This window comes from Pedobacter sp. (assembly GCF_965279535.1).
Lineage (GTDB): Bacteria > Bacteroidota > Bacteroidia > Sphingobacteriales > Sphingobacteriaceae > Pedobacter.
Map to the genome: position 1 here is coordinate 2,988,722 of NZ_OZ257244.1, position 18,689 is coordinate 3,007,410.

Sequence of the window (18,689 nt, forward strand, 5' to 3'; positions counted from 1 at the left end):
ATCATTCCAAATACACAATGGAAATAATATGTTTAACCTTATTGTAAATAAGAAAAGCTGTACCATGTAAAATGATACAGCTTTTCTTTATAGTAATCGGGTTACTAGTAACCTTGATTTTGTTGTCCTTGCAAACCTGGGTTATTATCAATTTCTCTTTGAGGAATTGGTAAAATGGTTTTAGGTGCACCAAATGCAGCTGCTGCATTTCCAGTTCTTAATGGTTGTCTGTTACGAAGCAAATCCATTCTGCTGTGACCTTCGAAAGCCAATTCTTTACGTCTTTCGATCAACAAGGCATCAATAAGTGCTTGTTGTGTAGCTACAGCTTTTGGCAATAAGCCAGCTCTGTTTCTAAGACGTGTATTTAAAATAGTAACGGCTTCTGCATTAGGCGTTGTATTTTGACGTGCCAAAGCTTCTGCGAGGTTTAAATATACCTCTGTTGTACGGATAACCGGAGAGTTATCAGAGTTGTTTACCGCATCAGGGAACTTAGAAGTAAAAAAGTGAGGTAAGCCATCTGCTGCAGTTCCAGAAATTTTAAGTGCAAAACGTTTATCTGTTGGCTCAGTATTATAAGCATTGATCAAGTCTTGTGAGAAAGGTGCATCACCACGACCAGCTAAAGCTGCCGGATTGTAGTATGAAGCCCAACCACCAGAACCTGTTCTGCCATTATCAATAGCACTGTTTTGGATGGTAAACACATCTTCAGTTGTGTTTCCGCTATAGAAAGCATAGTTTGGAGCAGTATCATAAATACCTTGTGCCAAAGTGCTTCTTGCAGCGCTTTCTGCTTTAGCCCACTCTTCTCTGTATAAATACAATCTTGATAAAAGTGCATAAGCAGCTCCCTTCGTTGCACGACCACGGGTTTCAGCCGCATCCGTATACGATGGAGGTAATGCTCCAGCAGCATCATTTAAATCCTGAACAATTTGTGCGTGAACCTGGTTTAAGGTATTTCTAGATGGATACTTAATAGTTCCATCAAAATAGTCTAATACCAAAGGAACAGCAAGATTGGTTCCTGAACTTACCTGATAAGGCTGAGCAAAGAAATTAGCCAATTGAAAATAAGCCAGTGCACGTAAAAATTTCGCTTCACCAGTGTATTGTGATTTTTCTCCCGCTGATAAACCTTGTACATCATTGATCTTTGCAATAATGGTATTTGCACGCGTGATCACCTGATAATGAACTTGCCACATGGTTTGAACATTGGAATTGGTAGACACGCTAGAGAAAGTGTTAAGCTCTTGCAAAGTTGGGAAAGTACCCACAAAATCAACATTGTTCCCCATGTAGTCGCCCATTACCTGAGGCAAACTTCCATAAAAATCAAAGGTTTGAGCCGTGCTGTATACGCCTCTTAAAGCACCCAAAGCGGTTGCCGGAGAATTAAAAACAAGTTGATCGGATAGATCTTGTTGTGGTAATTTCTCCAATTCTTTCTTACACCCAAATAAAGATAATACCAGGGCTGAGGTTATGATATAATATTTTAATTTCATCTTTTCAATTTTTAAAGGCCAATATTTACACCGAAAGTAAAGGTTTTTGCCTGTGGTAAAGCAAAGAAACTCTGTCCAAGAACCTGGTTAGAAGCACCGTTTGCAGAAATCTCAGGATCACCTCTGAAGTCTTTATCCTTAATGGTCCAGATATTTTGACCTTGGAAATAAAGTCTTACACTAGAGAAAAGCTTTGATTTTTGTAAAAACTCTTTAGGGAAAGTATAACCAACTGATAACGTTTTCAAACGCATGTATGAACCATCCAATAATTGTTTAGTAGATACCTGCTGGAAAGTTGTTCTGGTTGGACTGTTCAGCGCTGGCGCAAAAGCGTCGTCTCCCGGCTGCTTCCAATAGTTTAATAGTTTAACACTTTTATTATATGAAGGTGAACCAAAGTTATCTGCAAACTGTAAACCATCTAAGTAAACATCGTTACCATAGCTGAAGTTAAAGAAGGCCGATAAATCAAAGTTTTTATAGGTAAAAGTGTTGGTGATACCTCCTGAGAAATCAGGATCACCTTTTCCTACAATTACACGGTCAGATGCAAGTGGTGAAGTAGTTACTGAACCATCTTTCTTCAACCATTCTGCATTACCTGTTTGAGGATTAATTCCATTGTAACGAATTAAATAGAAAGAGTTTTTAGAGTAACCGGTAATTGCACGTTGAGGCGTACTACCAGAAACAAAATTACGGCCGTCTTCATCAGGATTGGCTGGTAATTCTAACACTGTATTTTTATTGAAACCAATGTTGAATGAAGTTCTCCAAGAGAAATCACGACCAACGATATTATCTGAATTGATCGAAACCTCATAACCACGGTTTCTCATTTTACCCACGTTCTGTGATGCAGATGCATAACCAGTAGTGTAAGGGAATGGAACGTTTAACAATAAACCAGTAGTCTTTTTATCGTAGAAGTTAAATTGAACATCAATGGCTTTGAATAACCTGGCAGAAAGACCAATATCTAACTGTGCAGTTTCTTCCCAGCTTAGGTTAGGATTAGGTACCACGTTTGGTGTTAATCCAGCCTCACCTAAATAGTTCGATCCGGCAGAGAAGGTTCCATAATATTGATAGAAACCAATATTATCATTACCTGCAGTACCATAACTTGCCGTTAACTTAACATTTTGAGCAATATTATTGTCTTTGTTAAAGAAGGCTTCGTTAGAAATTAACCATCCTCCAGATAAAGCATAAAATGTACCGTATTTTTTGTTTTGACCAAATCTAGAAGAACCATCTCTTCTTAATGATGCTTCAAACAAATATTTTTTATCAAAATCATAGTTAAAACGTCCGAATAATGACTGAAGTGCCCAATCAAATACTTCTTCTGATGCAGTAATAGGCGTTGAGGCAGAACCAACGTTTGGAAGATCATCACTTACAAAACCAGAACCTTCAACCATCATTTTAGTTAATGTAGCGGTTTCGAAACTATAACCTGCTAATGCACCAATGGTATGTTTACCAAAGCTCTTATCGTAATTTAATGTATTACTACTTACCCATTTATTATCGGTATAATGCGTTCTATACGCATAACCTCCAGGAGTTAATAAATCCGTCTCTCTGTATTTTTCATCAATACCATAGTTATCAATACCCCAGTCTGTCTTGAATTTCAATCCAGGTAAGATTTTCCACTCTAAAAATGCATTTCCAGTACTTCTATCTGAATAATTTTTATTGATCCCGGTTTCAGCAATGGCAATAACGTTAGCTACAAAACCAGTGTTTTGGAATTGACCATCTGGTCCGTAAGGGGTAACATAAGGCAATTGCAAATAACCTGCAGTGATAGGCGCGTAAGTATTATTTTCAGTACCAATACGATCCATATCTACATGAGAAAGGTTGTAGTTTAATCCAACAGTAAACTTATCAGATAGCTTATGGTTAAGATTTAATCTTCCTGATAAACGTTTCAAATTATTTCCGATGGTATATCCACTTTCGTTTGAATAAGTTCCCCCTAAATAGAATTGGGTTTTCTCATCACCACCGGTTGCATTTACGTTAACTGTATTTGATTTACCTGTACGTACAATTGCATCAATCCAATTGAAACTTGTAGTTGGATAAGCAGGTACTGCCGTGTTGTTTGCTTTAAGATAATCTGTTCTGAATTGACGGAACTGATCTGCAGTCATCATCTCATCTAAAGAAGTAGGAGAAGAGAAACCATTTTGGTAATCTGCAGAGATTCTGGTTTTACCAGCCGCTCCTTTTTTAGTTGTAATTAAGATTACACCGTTCGCACCACGTGATCCATAAATGGCAACAGCAGAAGCATCTTTTAGAACTGTCATGCTCTCGATATCATTCGGACTGATGTTAATCAAAGGGTTTAAACCTGATGAACCACCCTGAGTTTGTGTATACTCACCACCAGCAGAGTTTAAAGGAACTCCATCTACTACATATAATGGTCTACCTCCGGCAGCAATTGACGAACCACCACGAATGGTAATTTGTGCCTCAGAACCTAAAACACCAGATGAGTTTACCATATTAACACCTGCTGCCTGCCCTTGTAAAGCTTGCTGAGGAGTTTGAATCGGCATGTTTTTAAAAGACTCTGATTTTACCGTGGCAGTGGTTTGAGTACTTAAAGCCTTGCTTTGTTGACCATAACCAATCACAACCACATCAGATAATGTTTTAGAATCAGACTCTAATGTTACATTTAAAGTGTTAGTAGCAGCTAACGACTGGGTTTTAACCAAGTAACCAATAAAAGAAAATTCTAGTGTTTTTGAACCCGAAGGAACTTTAACGGAATATTTACCATTAGCATCTGTAACGGTTCCAATTTGTGTACCAGTTACGCGTACGCTTACTCCAGGCATCGGAAGTTTGTCATCAGAAGACGTCACCGTACCAGTAATTGTTCTGTCTTGAGCCATTGCGGTAGATGCAACAAACAAAAGTATGAACAAACTTTGTAGAAGTTTTTTCATGAAATTTAAGTTAGTAAATGAATTGTTTTATTTAAAGCGCTAAATATAATAGAGATAGTCAACAATTTAACAAATTTTAACAAACTGGTTAATTTTAATGACTTTTACCTGACATTTAGAAAAGATCTATAGTATTTTATTTGTTGACTTTCTTCCACATAGCAATAAATGAGGCCGTTAAAAATTTGAGTAATAGCCTCTCAATTGCTTAAAATATTAAAATTTAAGCTTTGAAATGGCTTGCCATAAAAAATTATGCCAAAAATAGGATGACTTTTCTCCCGATTCTGGTTCCTAATATCCGCAGAAAACAACATTTCCAAATAAAGTCTTTCCGCCTTCCCAAAAGTTCCTGAACAGCGGATCATTTGCCATATAAACTACCTGGCCTTTACCAAAATCCTGAACACCTATCAATAATCCAGATTTTAGTTCTTCCCTTACTTTTTTACCAACTACCCCAGACATTAAACTTTTTTCACTCAGCTGTCCAACATTCCAGCCTTTAGCAAATGGTTCATAAATTTTCCGGTCGGTTTTTAAGGTATAATAACTTTTACCTAAACCGTAGGCAAAAGGGTGGGTGGCATCTAAATTAATCTTATAAATGGCTCCTGGAATGGCGTACTCGAAGTTGTCCCTGTCTCTATCTTTGAAAGGTTGTTTATTGGGTTCTGGTTTAGCTTCTTTTTTAACTACAATTTCTTTCTTTTTAATATCAAAACCCTTTTTCTCCAAAGCAGCCTCTATGGCGTCTTCCATCAATATCAACCTTCCACCTTTATTAATCCAGTTCACTAATCCCTCTCCAAACAAATTGCCATAACTACCATCAGGAAGCACAAGCGTATTAATAGAGTTGATATCTAAATTATTAATGTTTTTGGCGTCGATAATTGTTGGGGTAAGCTTTAGATCATGTTCTAAATAAAACCATACTTCCCCGAAAGCAAGAGAAGATACTTCATTCCCTGAGGCAATGGCAATTTTGGGTTGCTTTAACAGCGGGTAGACATCTGAACCAAAATCTTTGCCTTTATCTACAAATCCACTCGAGATGGCTTGCAAGGGCTTTGCATGAGATTGAGCAATATCGGCTACTTTTGCTTTGATATTTTTATTGATTCGCTCATTTTCAACCCTTAAAACGATTAAAGTTCCCGGTGGATAGTCTTTCCCTGCAACGGTAAAAGCCTGACTAGCCTGACGCACTTTAATATTCGCCTGTTGCAAAGCAATTAACAATTGGGCGTCTTCACTTGAGCCCCAGTCGAACAACCAGGCCAGCGGTTTATCCACAGTACTGCTCAAGGGTTTCACCTCTTCAAGGCTGGAAAATTTCCCTTTGATATTTTCTTTAGAAGCGTAAGCTTTCAAACCAAAAACATAGGGTAAAGCCCATGCTGTAATATCATAGGTATTAGAGTCTGATACAAAAGTTTGCGGTTCAAATAACACGTTTGCCAAAACTGCCCTTGGTTGCTGAACGTTTACGATGAGATCATTTCGCCCGATTGTAAAACCCTCATCCCGCTGGGTATCATAATCATAACCCCGGCCAGATTTATCTCCCCCATAAGCAAATTCAATCTTATTTTTAGTGAGCAGTTCAGCAAGTTTTTTTTGCCTGGAAAGATTAGTAGGCTTAATGATGAAGCTTTTAAATGCCCCTGGGGGATTAGCCATTTCCTGCTGAAAATACTTCTTAAATTCAGTAACCAATTTCTCGGTATTTTGCGCACTTACCTCTATCGTAGACATTCCGGTAGTGAAATGGTGTGCAATGCGATCTTTCAAGGTTAATGTATCACCATCATTATTTACTACCGATAACCCTGCCCGAATCCCACCCTGCTCATAGGTCATACCAATTGATCCGTTATATAAGGGATAGGTATCTCCGTAAGAAGGATAAAGTAAATCAAAACGTTCTTTGGTAAAATATTGCCAGCCTTCTGCGTCAAAATATCTCGCATTGTTTTTACCTACCACAACCTGAAAACTTCTTTGCCAAGGTGTAACATCCTGATGTACCGGCTCTGCCGCCGGGGCAAAATAATAGGGTTCATTGTATCCCTGTTCATGAAAATCTACGTGAACTTGTGGCATCCACTCATTATATAAGGCTAAACGTTGCTGACTTTCAATTTGTGTTTGCCAGGCCCAATCTCTGTTCAAATCGAAATAATAATGGTTTGGTCTGCCTCCCGGCCAGGGTTCTATATGCTCTCGCGATGCGGGGTCCGAATTGGGATGTTTTCCAACTACACTATTAAAGTAGTTTACATACCGGTCTCTGCCATCAGGATTCAAACAGGGGTCAATAACCACAACAATGTTTTTTAGCCAGTCGTTGGCTTGGCTGTTGTTACCAGAAGCCAGGGTGTAAAGCATTTTCATGGCGGTTTCGGTAGAATTCGCCTCATTACCATGAACATTATAACTCAACCAAACAATAGCTGGTTGCTTATTCAATGCTATGTTATTACCATCTGCCTGAGCGAGTTTAAGGTTATTCGTTCTGATTTGTTCTAATCTGGAAATGTTTTCCGTAGAAGAAACAACAGCTACCATTAAGGATCTTCCCTCATTGGTTTTTCCATATTCAATTAATTTAATGTTTTTTGGAGCTGCTGCTGCGGCTTGCCTAAAATAACCTGCAACCTGGTGATGTGGTGTAAAATGTGACCCAAGCGCATAACCTAAAAATTCATCAGGCGATTTGACTTGAGCATTTAATATTAAAACCGAAGCCAGGATAGCAGCACAGAACGTTAGCAGTTTCTTCATAGGGAGAATAATTTTATCTAATGTAGTAATTTTGTTTTTTCTTGTTGCTAAAGCTTAATTTTACAGCATAATTTTTACCATGAACATGATTTCTACCGAAGATCTATACCAACTTTACCTGGCAAACCCTATTATATCTACTGATACGCGGAATATTACTGCGGGTTGCATTTTTTTCGCTTTAAAAGGAGACCTTTTTAATGCTAATGAATTTGCACAACAGGCTATTGAAAAAGGTGCTTCATATGCGATTATTGATGAAGAACAATATGTTTCAGCAAAATGCATCCTGGTAAAAGATGTACTCGCGGCCTTACAGGATTTAGCCAGACACCACCGCCAGCAACTGCAGATTCCGGTAATCGGTTTAACAGGCAGTAATGGCAAAACAACCAGTAAGGAGTTAATTAACGCTGTTTTAGCCGAACGCTTTAAAACTTTTGCCACTTTTGGCAATCTGAATAATCATATTGGTGTTCCGTTATCAATTTTAGCTATTCGTCCAGGCATTGAGGTTGCGGTAATTGAAATGGGGGCAAACCATCAAAAAGAAATCGAGTTGCTTTGCAGCATCGCACAACCTACACATGGTATTATAACCAATGTTGGCATGGCTCATCTCGATGGGTTTGGAGGCTTTGAAGGCGTAAAAAAAGGTAAAGCAGAGCTTTATGCGTTTCTAAAAGCGAATAATGGCTATACTTTCATCAACAGAGACAACCCTTATTTGCTGGAAATGAGTGCAGCCGCAGGACTGAATAAATTGGTTTATTATGGCACCGCAAATGGAAATACCATTAAGGGAAGTTTAAAAAGCAGTGATCCATTAATTTCGGTAGAATGGACAAATCATGAACATTCTTCGAGTGTAAAGACGCAGTTAACCGGCAGCTATAATTTCGAAAATATATTGGCGGCGATTTGTATTGGCGATTTTTTCGACATGACTCCGGATGAGATTAATAGAGGTTTAGCGAACTATGAACCGAAAAATAACCGTTCACAATTGGCTGAAACCGCGTCGAATAAAGTGATTTGCGATTTTTACAATGCCAACCCAAGCAGTATGACTGCAGCGTTAAATAATATTTCAGTTTTATCTGCCCCTCAAAAAACAGCTATCCTTGGCGATATGTTCGAACTCGGACCAGAATCTGCAGAGCAGCATGAAATTATCGCTAAACAGGCTGCAGCAAGTGGGCTGGATCAGGTTATCCTAATTGGCAAACATTTTTATGCCTTAAGGGATCAGATTAAGGGCCTGTTCTTTGAAACTCCGGCAGAGGCAGCAGATTACCTTCAAAAGCATACCATTAAAGATAACCTGGTACTTTTAAAAGGATCGAGAGGAATGAAACTGGAAAGTTTGTTGCAATACCTTTAGGATTAACGGTGAAGTGGTTAGTGGGTGAGGTGGTTAGTTGTGTTATATGCAGAATCCTGACTAATGACTATTGACTAATGACTGATTAAGACGGTGGAGTGGCCTATAAGACCAATACTCAAGACTAGGTACTCATGACTGAGGACTGATTAAGCCTCCCAATACTCCCTACTCCAAGCTCCTTACTCCGAACTGGACTCAAGACTATGAACTAAAGACTGAGGACTAGACACTTACCTTTCCGCTACCAATATCCCCACATCACTAACCTCTATCAAAGGATTATCCCGCATATTCTGTTCAATTTCAACGCTGAATTTACCATTATGAGGGAAATAGTGATTGGTTAACAGGGGCAGGGTATAGCTAAAAACGTTCCCAGAACCACTTCCCAGCCATTCGCCATCATTTTTTGCAAGCTTATATTGATAGCGTTTCGTTATTTTATTTTTACCGTCTTTAAAATGGGCCAGGATAAAGATATTAGCATATTTATATTCGGCGGTATGTCTCAATTTGAAATAAATGTTGTAGGCTTTGCGGTTGTCTTTAACCTCAAAAGTCGTTACAATGTGATTTCTATAGGTCCATTTACGCTCTGGAATCTCATTATTGCTATCTACAATTCCGGCCGAACAGCCTAAAACAACTGAACACAGGCATAAACAAAAAAGCAGGTAGACTGTATTTTTACTCAGCCGAAGGTTTATTTTCCGAACCATTGTTATTGTTTCTGCGGTTATTATTCTTCCTGCGGTTATTTCTATTGCGATTACGATTTTGCTCGGTTTTTGCTCCATCCACAACCTGACCTTCAGCCTTTATCTGAACTTTGGCAACCTGCTCTTGCTGGGGTTTAGCTTGTTGTGGCTTAGCCTGATTTTGCTGAGGCTTTTGTCCCTTTTGCGGCTGTCCTTTAGCGTTAGGCTGCTGGTTTTTAGGTTGATTTGGCTGAGGTTTTTGTCCGCCCTGCTGCTGGCCTTTTGGCTGCTGTTGTTGCGGTTTAGCCTGATTTGAAGCATTTTTATCCGCATTAGGATTTCTATCCTTTTTATTTTGATTGCGGTTGTTTTTCTGATTGTTCTTGTTTTTATTCCTCGAGCGCTCATCCAATCGCGTTAAACTATCTTGTCCAACCACATTTTCATAATCAAAAGATTTTTCTACCACTACTGGCGCAGCAACCTGTATCGCTTGCTCTTTTAGGTTAGGAACTTTTTTACCTTGCTTATTTAAGGCCATGATTTCCTTAACCCTTGCCGCCGAAACCGGAATCCAGTTTTCATCGTTAGGGTAACTAAACCACATAATTTTTTTGAAAATATCGGTTTTTTGGTGGCGTGCATATCCAGCTTCTGTATCCAGATTTTCAATTCTATCCGGGATATCTTTCAATGCATCCAGGTAAGTATCGAGCTCGTAATTTAAGCAGCATTTTAACTTACCACACTGACCCGCCAGTTTTAATGTATTTAAAGAAAGGTTCTGATATCTTGCCGCAGCAGTTGAAACCGTTTTAAAGTTGGTTAGCCAGGTTGAGCAGCAAAGCTCGCGCCCACAAGAGCCAATTCCACCTAAACGGCCGGCTTCCTGGCGCATTCCAATCTGGCGCATTTCGATCCGAATCCGGAAACTTTCTGCCATTTTCTTAATCAGCTCCCTGAAATCGACACGTCCATCTGCTGTGTAAAAGAAAGTTGCTTTGGTTTTATCTGCCTGATAATCAACATCGCTGATTTTCATCGATAAACGTAAGTCTAATGCCAGTTTACGGGCTTTGTGCATGGTTTCCCATTCCATTCCCTTGGCTGCATTCCATTTTTCTACATCAGCTTCTGTTGCCTTACGGTATATTTTTTTGGTTACCTGCTCCAGGGTTGTTTTCCTGCGCTTCATCTGAATCCGAACCAGCTCTCCTGTTAACGACACATGACCAACGTCATAACCGCCGGTAGGACCTTCTACCGCTACCAGTTCGCCAATTTCAAGGTAAATGTTGTCGCTATTTAAGAAAAACTCTTTACGTGAGCCTTTGAATTTTACTTCGGTAACCTGAAAAGGTTTATAATTGGATGGCATATCTAAATTAGATAGCCAATCATGAACTTCCATTGTTTGACACCCGCCTGTGCCGCATGAGCCATTACTTTTGCATCCATTGGGGGTGCAACCACCGCCCGTAGAACAACTTCCACATCCCATAATTAGTTGTATATATATTGAGTCCCCGCAGGGAGCGTTTTAAACTTGATAATTTTTACCAACTGTAAAGATACATCTAAAAACAGAATTTTCGGGTTCGCGTTCCGTTCTATATGATAATGTGCCTTTTCCAGTTCGGCAATAATGGCTTCTGCCATTGGTAAGCTAAGCACGTGCTCGCTAAGCTTTTTTGCGGTTTCTAAGGTTAGTGGGGGTAGTTTTACCAGGACTTCTGCTCCGCTTAAAATGAGACAGCATTCCCTTAAATAATTAACGCCATACCTTAAAAAATTCTTTTGATTTTCTCTTCCCCATTTAGCCGCCTCATCTGTAAAATCGATCAAATCTGGCACTTTATTTCCAAATCCCATCCTTAACCAACTGGTAAATGTACCCGAGCTATCGCTTTGGGTATCGGCCGCTAAAGCCTTTGCCTCAATTAAATTCCCATCTGCCAAAAAAGCATAATCAATAGCCTGATGATCGTTCAGGCCATTATTCTCCATTAAGTAGCCGGAAATTTCCTCACCCGTGAGTTTTGGGATTTTAACAATTTGGGTCCTGGATAAGATTGTACTGAGTATTTGGTCCTGACTCTGCGCAATTAACAGGAAGAGCGTATTTGCAGGCGGCTCTTCGATAAGCTTCAACAGGGCATTACCCGCTTTATCTAAATATTCGGGCAACCACATAATTAAAACTTTTGTACCAGCCTCAAATGCTTTATAACTTAGTTTTTTAATGATATCGTGACATTCAGCAATATTAATATTAGCCTGTTTATTTGCGGCATCCAACTTAGAACGCCAAACATCCATATCGAAATAAGGATCTTGGGTAAGCATACTCCGCCATTCTTCTAGAACATCAACTGCTGTTTTAACGCTTGCAGAGGCAAAGAAAGGGTAGGAAAAATGCAAATCGGGATGAATGTAGCGCTCGTATTTTCTGCAGCTTGCACATACACCACAGCTATCTGTTTCTCCTTTATCTAAACAATTGATGTATTGCGCATAAGCTATAGCAAGCGGTACTGCGCCTGAACCAGCAGGCGACAAAAAAAGCTGCGCATGGCTAATCCGGTTTTCCTTAACCGTTTGCACCAATTGTTGCTTTATCCTCTCTTGTCCGATGATTTCTTTAAACTGCATTTGGTGCAAAATAAGAAATACATATGATATTCATAGCTTCATATCGCAGAATCATCTTTTTTTAGACATTCGCAAGATGTAAGCTATCGCGTAACATTTCTACTCCATGCCCGGAAAAAGTGATTTTCGCATAATTTTAAGTCTGTCTGAAATTTACTTTAGGCTATTATCGCTTTGGCCTAAATATGCCAGGCGTTTGATATATTTACCCGGCATTAACTAACTGAACCAATGAACTTTCTGAAATATGCACTAAGCGTTTTACTTCTGGGCTTATCTTTTTTTGCTTTTAGCCAAAATAAGCGTATCCAGGTAACAGTTTTTGATGAGCAGCAACTCCCGGTTCCCAATGCAACCGTTCAGTTATTTTTAGCAGAAAATGAAGCACTGATTAAAACTGACATAACCGATAAAGGAGGCAAAGTGTACTTCAATGAACCAATAAAAGGAAATTATACCTTTAAAGTTGTGGCGTTAGGATTTACAGCTTCAAAAACAACCCCAATTAAAAGTCCCTTCCAGCAAGATAGCCTGACCATCAGGCTGGTGTCGGGAAGCAAAAATTTAGGCGATGTGACCATCGCTGGGAAAAAACAGCTCATCCAGCGCACGCAGGGAAAAACAATTGTAAATGTTGATGCAGCGGTTACCAATGCAGGAACTACTGTTTTAGAAGTCTTGGAAAAATCGCCTGGCGTGATGGTCGATAGGAACGGGGGCATCAGCTTACAGGGGAAATCTAATGTGCTGGTTATGATTGATGACAAGCAAACCTATCTCTCCGGCACAGAACTTAACAACTTGCTAAGCAATATGAGTTCGTCACAAGTCAATCAAATCGAACTCATTACCAATCCTTCAGCCAAATATGATGCAAGTGGAAATGCAGGAATCATTAATATTAAAACGAAAAAGAACAAGCAGGAGGGATTTAACGGCTCTATTATGACCGCTGTAGGGCAAGGGAAATATTATAAAAACAATAACAACCTGCTGTTAAATTATCGCAGTGGGCGAATAAATGTTTTCGCTAACTATAGTTTAAACCTGAACAAGAGCTTTACAGATATTTATGCCTATCGACAATATTTTTCTGGAAATGGTGCTGTTGACGCCATTCTGGATCAACCCACTTCATTTTTCAGCAAAAACAACGGGCATCTGCTTAAAACCGGACTTGATATTTATGCATCAGACAAAACCACTATCGGTTTAACCCTCACCGGAAACCTGGCTGGCCGCTTAGGAAGCAGCGAAGCTACGGCGACCTGGAAAAACGCTTCAGCCCAGGTTGATTCGGCTATTGCTACTTACAGCAACACGGATTTCGAACTTAAAAATGGTGCGATCAATTTAAACCTCAGACAATCCTTAAGCAAAATGCAGGATTTATCCATTGATCTGGACGCCTTGAAATATGACATTAACAACGATCAGGTGTTTACCAATAAACTTTTAGCTGCGGGCGGTTACAGCAGAGGGTCGGTTGCAGCCATTCCTTCATCCTTAAAAATATTTGCTGCTAAAATTGATCACACCCTTCGATTTGGCAAGAAACACAAATTAGAATCCGGCTTCAAATCTTCATCCATCAGCACCGATAACATTGCTGATTATCAACTGTTTGATGGCACGTCTTTTTCAGAAGATTTGAATAAAAGCAACCACTTTTTATACAAGGAAAATATCAATGCCGTATACAGTAGCCTCGAAACCAAGTTTGGAAAATTCAATATCCAGGCGGGCTTGCGCTATGAAAACACTTATTATGATGCACACCAGCTTGGGAATAGCATTAAACCTGATTCTGCATTTTCAAGAACTTATAGCAACCTGTTTCCTTCCGGCTACATCAGCTATGAAGTGGATTCTTTAAATACATTCAGTTTCACAGCCAGCAGAAGAATAGACCGGCCTGCCTACCAAAAACTCAATCCTTTTGTCTTTATCATTAACAAATACACTTATCAGCGTGGAAATCCATTTTTTCTGCCTCAATACAGCTGGAATTTAGAGTTAAGCCACCAGTTTAAACAACTGCTCAGCACCACCATTGCCTATAGCCGGATTAACAATTATTTTTCTCAGCTTTTCTTGTCTGAAGGGACTGACATTTTGGTTTACACAGAAGGAAATGTTGGAAAAGTTCACAACTTAAGTTTATCAGTAGCACTCCAGGTGTCGCCATTATCCTGGTGGTCTATCAATGCCCAGAGTACTTTTAACCACAAAGAACTAAAAGGCTATCAAAATGTTAACTATTCATCTTCCATAAATCAATTGCAATCAAGCCTGAATAATCAGTTTACCATTAATAAAAGTTTAAGTGCCGAACTTTCTGGCTATTATATTACCAAAGCAAGAAATGATCTTCAGGAATTACTTTATCCTACAGGACAGGTTTCTGTTGGGCTTGCACAAACCATATTTAAGGGCAAGGGTAGTTTAAAGCTAAGCGCGCGCGATATTTTCTACACACAGGCCATGGAAGGATTAACGGATTTTCCGGGAGCCAATGAATATTTTATCCTAACCCGTGATAGCCGCGTAATCAATCTTGCCTTTACTTATCGCTTTGGAAAACCACTTAAAGCAGCTAAACGCTCAAGCGGAAGTGCTACAGATGAAATGAACAGGGCTGGCAGTTAACAACCCAATAATCAACCACTTCAACTCACACAAAAGATATAAAACCAAAAACCTTACCTTTGTACCTTTTAATTTTATGCGATTAATTTCAAACCTTATCGCTTAACCCTTTGATATGGCCCGAATTTTAGCTTTTGATTATGGTACCAAACGTATCGGTATTGCAGTAACAGATCCTTTGCAGATCATCGCAACTGGATTAGATACCATCCATCCAAAGGACATTATCGAATACCTTAAAAAGTACCTCTCCGAAGAATCAGTTGAAGCTTTTGTATTGGGTGATCCTAAACAAATGGATGGTTCTCCATCAGATTCTGCGCAGCACGTTAAAGGATTTTCAACCACATTGAAAAAAACTTTTCCAGGTATTCCACAACATTGGGTAGATGAGCGTTTTACTTCCAAAATGGCTCATCAAACCATCATGCAAAGCGGGTTAAAAAAATCCGACCGACAGAATAAAGAACGTGTTGATACCATATCGGCTACGATCATTTTACAATATTTTATGGAAAGCAACCGTTTATAATCCGACACATGAGCCTGATAAACGACGATTTACAACAATTACTCCTTCGCTACTGTGAGCCAGAAAGTGAGCTCCTGCAACAAATAGACAGAGAAACCAATTTAAAAGTATTGATGCCCCGGATGCTCTCCGGGCATTACCAGGGGCGTGTATTAAGCTTCCTGAGTAAAATGGTTTCCCCAAAAAGAATTCTTGAAATTGGAACCTTTACCGGCTACGCTACTTTATGCCTGGCAGAAGGTTTAACAAAGGATGGCATCCTTTATACTTTAGATATTAACCTGGAGCTTGAAGACATGGTGCGAAGCAATTTTGCCCAATCTCCTCACAACAGTCAAATCAATTATATTCTTGGAGATGCAACGCAAACCATAAATGAGTTGGATGAAGTTTTTGATCTGGTTTTTATCGATGCAGACAAGAAAAATAACGGCACTTATTACGATTTGATTTTTGATCGTGTTCGCCCGGGTGGAATCATCATTGTGGATAATGTACTATGGAGTGGAAAAGTACTTCATAATCAACAAGATAAAGACACCAGGAATATTACTAATTTTAATGATAAGATCGCGGCAGACGATCGGGTAGAGAAAATGATTCTACCCGTAAGAGATGGCTTATTTGTAATCAGGAAAATTGATAGCTGAGATTGGAGAGGAGAGATATGAGCGGCAAACAACCAATCGTACCAAATAACACTAATTCGAATGAAAATATTTACCCTTTGCCTTTTACTTTTGGCAGCAACTTTAGCAAAAGCACAAGACACAGCAGAATACATTGAAGAACATGCTGATTATGCTCAGGATTTAATGCGCGATCATAAAATACCAGCGAGTGTTATTTTAGCAGTAGCCATTCATGAATCGGCATCGGGGAATAGCCGCATTGCCCAACATTTAAACAATCATTTTGGGGTAAAAGGCCCTAATAACAACGAAGAAATCCGGTCTGCTTACCGCGATTATTCAAATGCGGATGAATCTTACAGCCATTTTGTAGAGATTATGGAAACCCGCTCACCATTTAACAACCTCTTCGAAAAATACGACCAATACGACTATCAAGGCTGGACAAGGGGCATTCAAAGATGTGGCTATGCACATAGCCGCAGCTGGGCAAGTCAGGTAATTGCACTCATTAAAAAGTACGAACTTTACCAGTATGATGAACGCCCTGAGGGATACGAAGAGCCGGTTTATACAAAACCTGTTTATCATAAAAAAAGCCGCAGCAGAACTTCTAAAACTTATACCGTTAAAACCGGGGATAATTTGAGTATTATTGCCAAAAAGAAAGGCACAACAGTTAAATCGTTAATGCAAAAGAACAACCTGAAAAAAGCCAATCTTAAAATCGGGCAGAAACTTCGTTTTTAGTTTGCTGCTTAAAATCAATACCATTGCTATATTTTAAAAAAATGTCTTCAACTCGCCATTCTATTCTCCGATCTTCCATTTCGTTAACTTGTTTAGCTTTTCTAATGTTTTTTTTCAGTGCTTGCTCCACCCGCAAGTTTTCAAAAAACAATAAACAAATAGAAAAAGAAGCTAATAAAGCCAACAATAACAACTATAAAAGCTACAACACGCTCAGCTATATAGATGAGTTTAAGGCCGTAGCCATAGAAGAAATGAATGCATATGGAATTCCTGCAAGTATAACATTAGCCCAGGGAATTTTGGAATCAGGCAGCGGTAACAGTGATCTGGCCAAGTATGCTAACAACCATTTCGGCATTAAATGTACATCTGATTGGAAAGGAAAAAACTATTTCCGCGATGATGACCAAAAAAATGATTGCTTTCGTGTTTATAAAGATGCCCGGGAATCTTTTAAAGACCACTCAGAATTTTTAAAACGCAAACGTTACAGCTTTCTTTTTCAATTAGATAAAAACGACTACAAGAGCTGGGCGCAAGGGCTTAAAACCGCCGGATATGCAACCAATCCCCGCTATCCCGATTTGTTAATCAACATGATTGAAAAATACCAGCTTTATCAATATGATCAATCGGAAAGCGAAAAGCAAAAAATTGCACGGGAAGATCGCGTATTTACAGAAATTAATCAAAACATCGGCCAGGAAACCAAAAAATTTACACCAGTAGCCACTCCTCCGGCAGGAGCAAAACCCATTACGGCAGATGGCACCTATACCGTTGTAAAAGGCGATACGCTTTATAACATTGCAAAGCGATTTAATTTAAGTGTTGATGAACTTAAAATGTTAAACGAAATCGCAGGTGACGGAATTAAACTTGGGCAGGTATTGAAGGTTAAATAATGTTAATCTGAAACCTAAACCTGCGGTTATTTGTAGCTTTGTAGCCTGATGAAATTTTTTATAGCGATTATTGTTTTCCTGGGCTCCACATCGATGCTCTTTGCACAAACTAAATCTGTGCAGGGTATTGTTATTGATAAGGAAACTAAACAAAGATTGGCTAAGGTTTACATTTACAATTTGCGTACCCGCGATGGTTTATATAACAATACCAAAGGGGAATTCAGTACTGTAGCCATACCAGGCGACACCTTAGTTGCGGCACTTACCGGTTACGGAGTAGATACAATCGTATTTAAAGGTCAGTCAGCAGCATATTTTCAACTAAAATCGCTGGGTATCAGGCTTCGTGATGTAGTGATTCAACAAAAAAGATTATCGCCCCAGCAGCAATATGAAAAAAATGTAAAGGAATTCAGGTACCAAACCCAAAAGGGAAGTAGTAAAGATTTGCTTAGCCTGGGTAATGGAGGTGTAGGCTTGGGCATTGATGCCATTTATAATTTACTGAGCAGGCAGGGGAGAAATGCACGTCATCTTCAAAAAATATTGGAAAAAGACTATCGTGAAGATTTAATCGATTATAGATTTAATGCCAATCTGGTCAGGCAAATATTAGGCATTAAAGATGATGAACTCGTAGACTTTATGCAGCAGTACCGTCCAACTTATCAGTTCGTACTGGATGCCACAGATTATTCTTTCAATACCTTTATCCGCAATGCTTATAAAAGTTATCGGCTAAATCCAAAGGCATTGCAACTCCCTCCACTGCCTAAATTAACGATAGAGAAACTGTGAAAGCGCCAGTATTTATTATCAAGAAATTACCGGCTGCCGGAATGGCAATCTTTCCGTTTATCCTGCTTAAATCTGCCCGATTTAAAAACGACAAGGAAATTATTAATCATGAGAAAATACATTTAAGACAACAGCTTGAGCTGCTCATAGTACCTTTTTATATCCTCTATTTTCTGCTGTATCTCATCAACCTCATCCGATATAAAAAACATTATCTGGCTTATAAAAACATTGCTTTTGAAAGGGAAGCTTACCGCCACGAACACAACCTCAATTACCTGAAACAAAGAAATTGGTACGCCTGGCTTAAAGAATTCGGCAGCATAAAAAAGACTGATACACAATAGAAAACTTTTATCTCTAACTAATTTTCTTTTTCTTTGTAGGTA

At 39.1% G+C, this 18,689-nt stretch carries 14 protein-coding genes; 8 read left to right on the forward strand and 6 right to left on the reverse strand.

The window, feature by feature from the left end:
• Positions 1 to 104: 104 nt before the first annotated feature.
• The 3 genes from ACQY77_RS12015 to ACQY77_RS12025 all read right to left on the reverse strand — a co-directional run bounded on the left by ACQY77_RS12015 (position 105) and on the right by ACQY77_RS12025 (position 7,291).
• Positions 105 to 1,517, reverse strand: coding sequence for a RagB/SusD family nutrient uptake outer membrane protein (locus ACQY77_RS12015; protein WP_421941902.1), 1,413 nt, complete (start codon positions 1,515 to 1,517; stop codon positions 105 to 107).
• Between the two features lie 11 nt (positions 1,518 to 1,528).
• Positions 1,529 to 4,501 carry a SusC/RagA family TonB-linked outer membrane protein gene (locus ACQY77_RS12020; RefSeq protein WP_421941901.1) on the reverse strand — a complete coding sequence of 991 codons (2,973 nt, stop codon included), beginning with the start codon at positions 4,499 to 4,501 and terminating at the stop codon, positions 1,529 to 1,531.
• 294 nt (positions 4,502 to 4,795) lie between these two features.
• Positions 4,796 to 7,291, reverse strand: a complete 2,496-nt coding sequence (locus ACQY77_RS12025; RefSeq protein ID WP_421941900.1) for a M14 metallopeptidase family protein — start codon at positions 7,289 to 7,291, stop codon at positions 4,796 to 4,798.
• Positions 7,292 to 7,376: 85 nt separating this feature from the next.
• Here ACQY77_RS12025 and ACQY77_RS12030 point away from each other — a divergent pair, with 85 nt between their 5' ends.
• Positions 7,377 to 8,675 (forward strand): UDP-N-acetylmuramoyl-tripeptide--D-alanyl-D-alanine ligase, encoded by a 1,299-nt coding sequence (locus ACQY77_RS12030; RefSeq protein WP_421942383.1) that lies wholly within the window; start codon positions 7,377 to 7,379, stop codon positions 8,673 to 8,675.
• A 233-nt stretch (positions 8,676 to 8,908) separates the two neighbouring features.
• Here the strand turns inward: ACQY77_RS12030 and ACQY77_RS12035 are convergent, their stop codons facing one another.
• From ACQY77_RS12035 to ACQY77_RS12045, 3 genes are read right to left on the reverse strand one after another with little or no spacing between them, the layout of a single operon-like run.
• The gene (locus ACQY77_RS12035) at positions 8,909 to 9,397 is read right to left on the reverse strand and encodes a gliding motility lipoprotein GldH (protein WP_421941899.1); all 489 of its coding nucleotides are present in this window, start codon (positions 9,395 to 9,397) and stop codon (positions 8,909 to 8,911) included.
• A complete protein-coding gene (locus ACQY77_RS12040) occupies positions 9,366 to 10,877 on the reverse strand; it encodes a PSP1 domain-containing protein (protein WP_421941898.1) in 1,512 nt (503 codons plus the stop codon). The genes ACQY77_RS12035 and ACQY77_RS12040 overlap by 32 nt, the downstream gene beginning before the upstream one ends.
• 2 nt (positions 10,878 to 10,879) lie before the next feature.
• Positions 10,880 to 12,028, reverse strand: coding sequence for an ATP-binding protein (locus ACQY77_RS12045; protein ID WP_421941897.1), 1,149 nt, complete (start codon positions 12,026 to 12,028; stop codon positions 10,880 to 10,882).
• Between the two features lie 231 nt (positions 12,029 to 12,259).
• Here ACQY77_RS12045 and ACQY77_RS12050 point away from each other — a divergent pair, with 231 nt between their 5' ends.
• From ACQY77_RS12050 to ACQY77_RS12080, 7 genes are all read left to right on the forward strand, one after another.
• A complete protein-coding gene (locus tag ACQY77_RS12050; RefSeq protein WP_421941896.1) occupies positions 12,260 to 14,677 on the forward strand; it encodes an outer membrane beta-barrel protein in 2,418 nt (805 codons plus the stop codon).
• 115 nt (positions 14,678 to 14,792) lie between these two features.
• Positions 14,793 to 15,209 carry a Holliday junction resolvase RuvX gene (ruvX, locus tag ACQY77_RS12055; RefSeq protein WP_421941895.1) on the forward strand — a complete coding sequence of 139 codons (417 nt, stop codon included), beginning with the start codon at positions 14,793 to 14,795 and terminating at the stop codon, positions 15,207 to 15,209.
• Positions 15,210 to 15,217: 8 nt separating this feature from the next.
• Positions 15,218 to 15,859 carry an O-methyltransferase gene (locus ACQY77_RS12060; RefSeq protein ID WP_421941894.1) on the forward strand — a complete coding sequence of 214 codons (642 nt, stop codon included), beginning with the start codon at positions 15,218 to 15,220 and terminating at the stop codon, positions 15,857 to 15,859.
• 60 nt (positions 15,860 to 15,919) lie between these two features.
• Positions 15,920 to 16,591 carry a glucosaminidase domain-containing protein gene (locus ACQY77_RS12065; protein WP_421941893.1) on the forward strand — a complete coding sequence of 224 codons (672 nt, stop codon included), beginning with the start codon at positions 15,920 to 15,922 and terminating at the stop codon, positions 16,589 to 16,591.
• A gap of 104 nt (positions 16,592 to 16,695) precedes the next feature.
• Positions 16,696 to 17,499: a glucosaminidase domain-containing protein gene (locus tag ACQY77_RS12070; RefSeq protein WP_421941892.1), complete on the forward strand. Its 804-nt coding sequence runs from the start codon at positions 16,696 to 16,698 to the stop codon at positions 17,497 to 17,499.
• A 48-nt stretch (positions 17,500 to 17,547) separates the two neighbouring features.
• Entirely contained in the window at positions 17,548 to 18,300 is a 753-nt protein-coding gene (locus tag ACQY77_RS12075) for a hypothetical protein (protein WP_421941891.1), read from the forward strand.
• Entirely contained in the window at positions 18,297 to 18,647 is a 351-nt protein-coding gene (locus ACQY77_RS12080; RefSeq protein ID WP_421941890.1) for a hypothetical protein, read from the forward strand. Before ACQY77_RS12075 ends, ACQY77_RS12080 begins: the two co-directional genes overlap by 4 nt.
• Positions 18,648 to 18,689: the final 42 nt, after the last annotated feature.

Bases quoted from the DNA above. Each gene is read 5' to 3' on its own strand.
- ACQY77_RS12070 (WP_421941892.1), top strand. From the start codon at position 16,696: ATGTTTTTTTTCAGTGCTTGCTCCACCCGCAAGTTTTCAAAAAACAAT.
- ACQY77_RS12045 (WP_421941897.1), bottom strand. From the start codon at position 12,028: ATGCAGTTTAAAGAAATCATCGGACAAGAGAGGATAAAGCAACAATTG.
- ruvX (WP_421941895.1), top strand. From the start codon at position 14,793: ATGGCCCGAATTTTAGCTTTTGATTATGGTACCAAACGTATCGGTATT.
- ACQY77_RS12065 (WP_421941893.1), top strand. From the start codon at position 15,920: ATGAAAATATTTACCCTTTGCCTTTTACTTTTGGCAGCAACTTTAGCA.
- ACQY77_RS12025 (WP_421941900.1), bottom strand. From the start codon at position 7,291: ATGAAGAAACTGCTAACGTTCTGTGCTGCTATCCTGGCTTCGGTTTTA.
- ACQY77_RS12030 (WP_421942383.1), top strand. From the start codon at position 7,377: ATGATTTCTACCGAAGATCTATACCAACTTTACCTGGCAAACCCTATT.
- ACQY77_RS12075 (WP_421941891.1), top strand. From the start codon at position 17,548: ATGAAATTTTTTATAGCGATTATTGTTTTCCTGGGCTCCACATCGATG.
- ACQY77_RS12035 (WP_421941899.1), bottom strand. From the start codon at position 9,397: ATGGTTCGGAAAATAAACCTTCGGCTGAGTAAAAATACAGTCTACCTG.
- ACQY77_RS12015 (WP_421941902.1), bottom strand. From the start codon at position 1,517: ATGAAATTAAAATATTATATCATAACCTCAGCCCTGGTATTATCTTTA.
- ACQY77_RS12040 (WP_421941898.1), bottom strand. From the start codon at position 10,877: ATGGGATGTGGAAGTTGTTCTACGGGCGGTGGTTGCACCCCCAATGGA.
- ACQY77_RS12020 (WP_421941901.1), bottom strand. From the start codon at position 4,501: ATGAAAAAACTTCTACAAAGTTTGTTCATACTTTTGTTTGTTGCATCT.
- ACQY77_RS12060 (WP_421941894.1), top strand. From the start codon at position 15,218: ATGAGCCTGATAAACGACGATTTACAACAATTACTCCTTCGCTACTGT.
- ACQY77_RS12050 (WP_421941896.1), top strand. From the start codon at position 12,260: ATGAACTTTCTGAAATATGCACTAAGCGTTTTACTTCTGGGCTTATCT.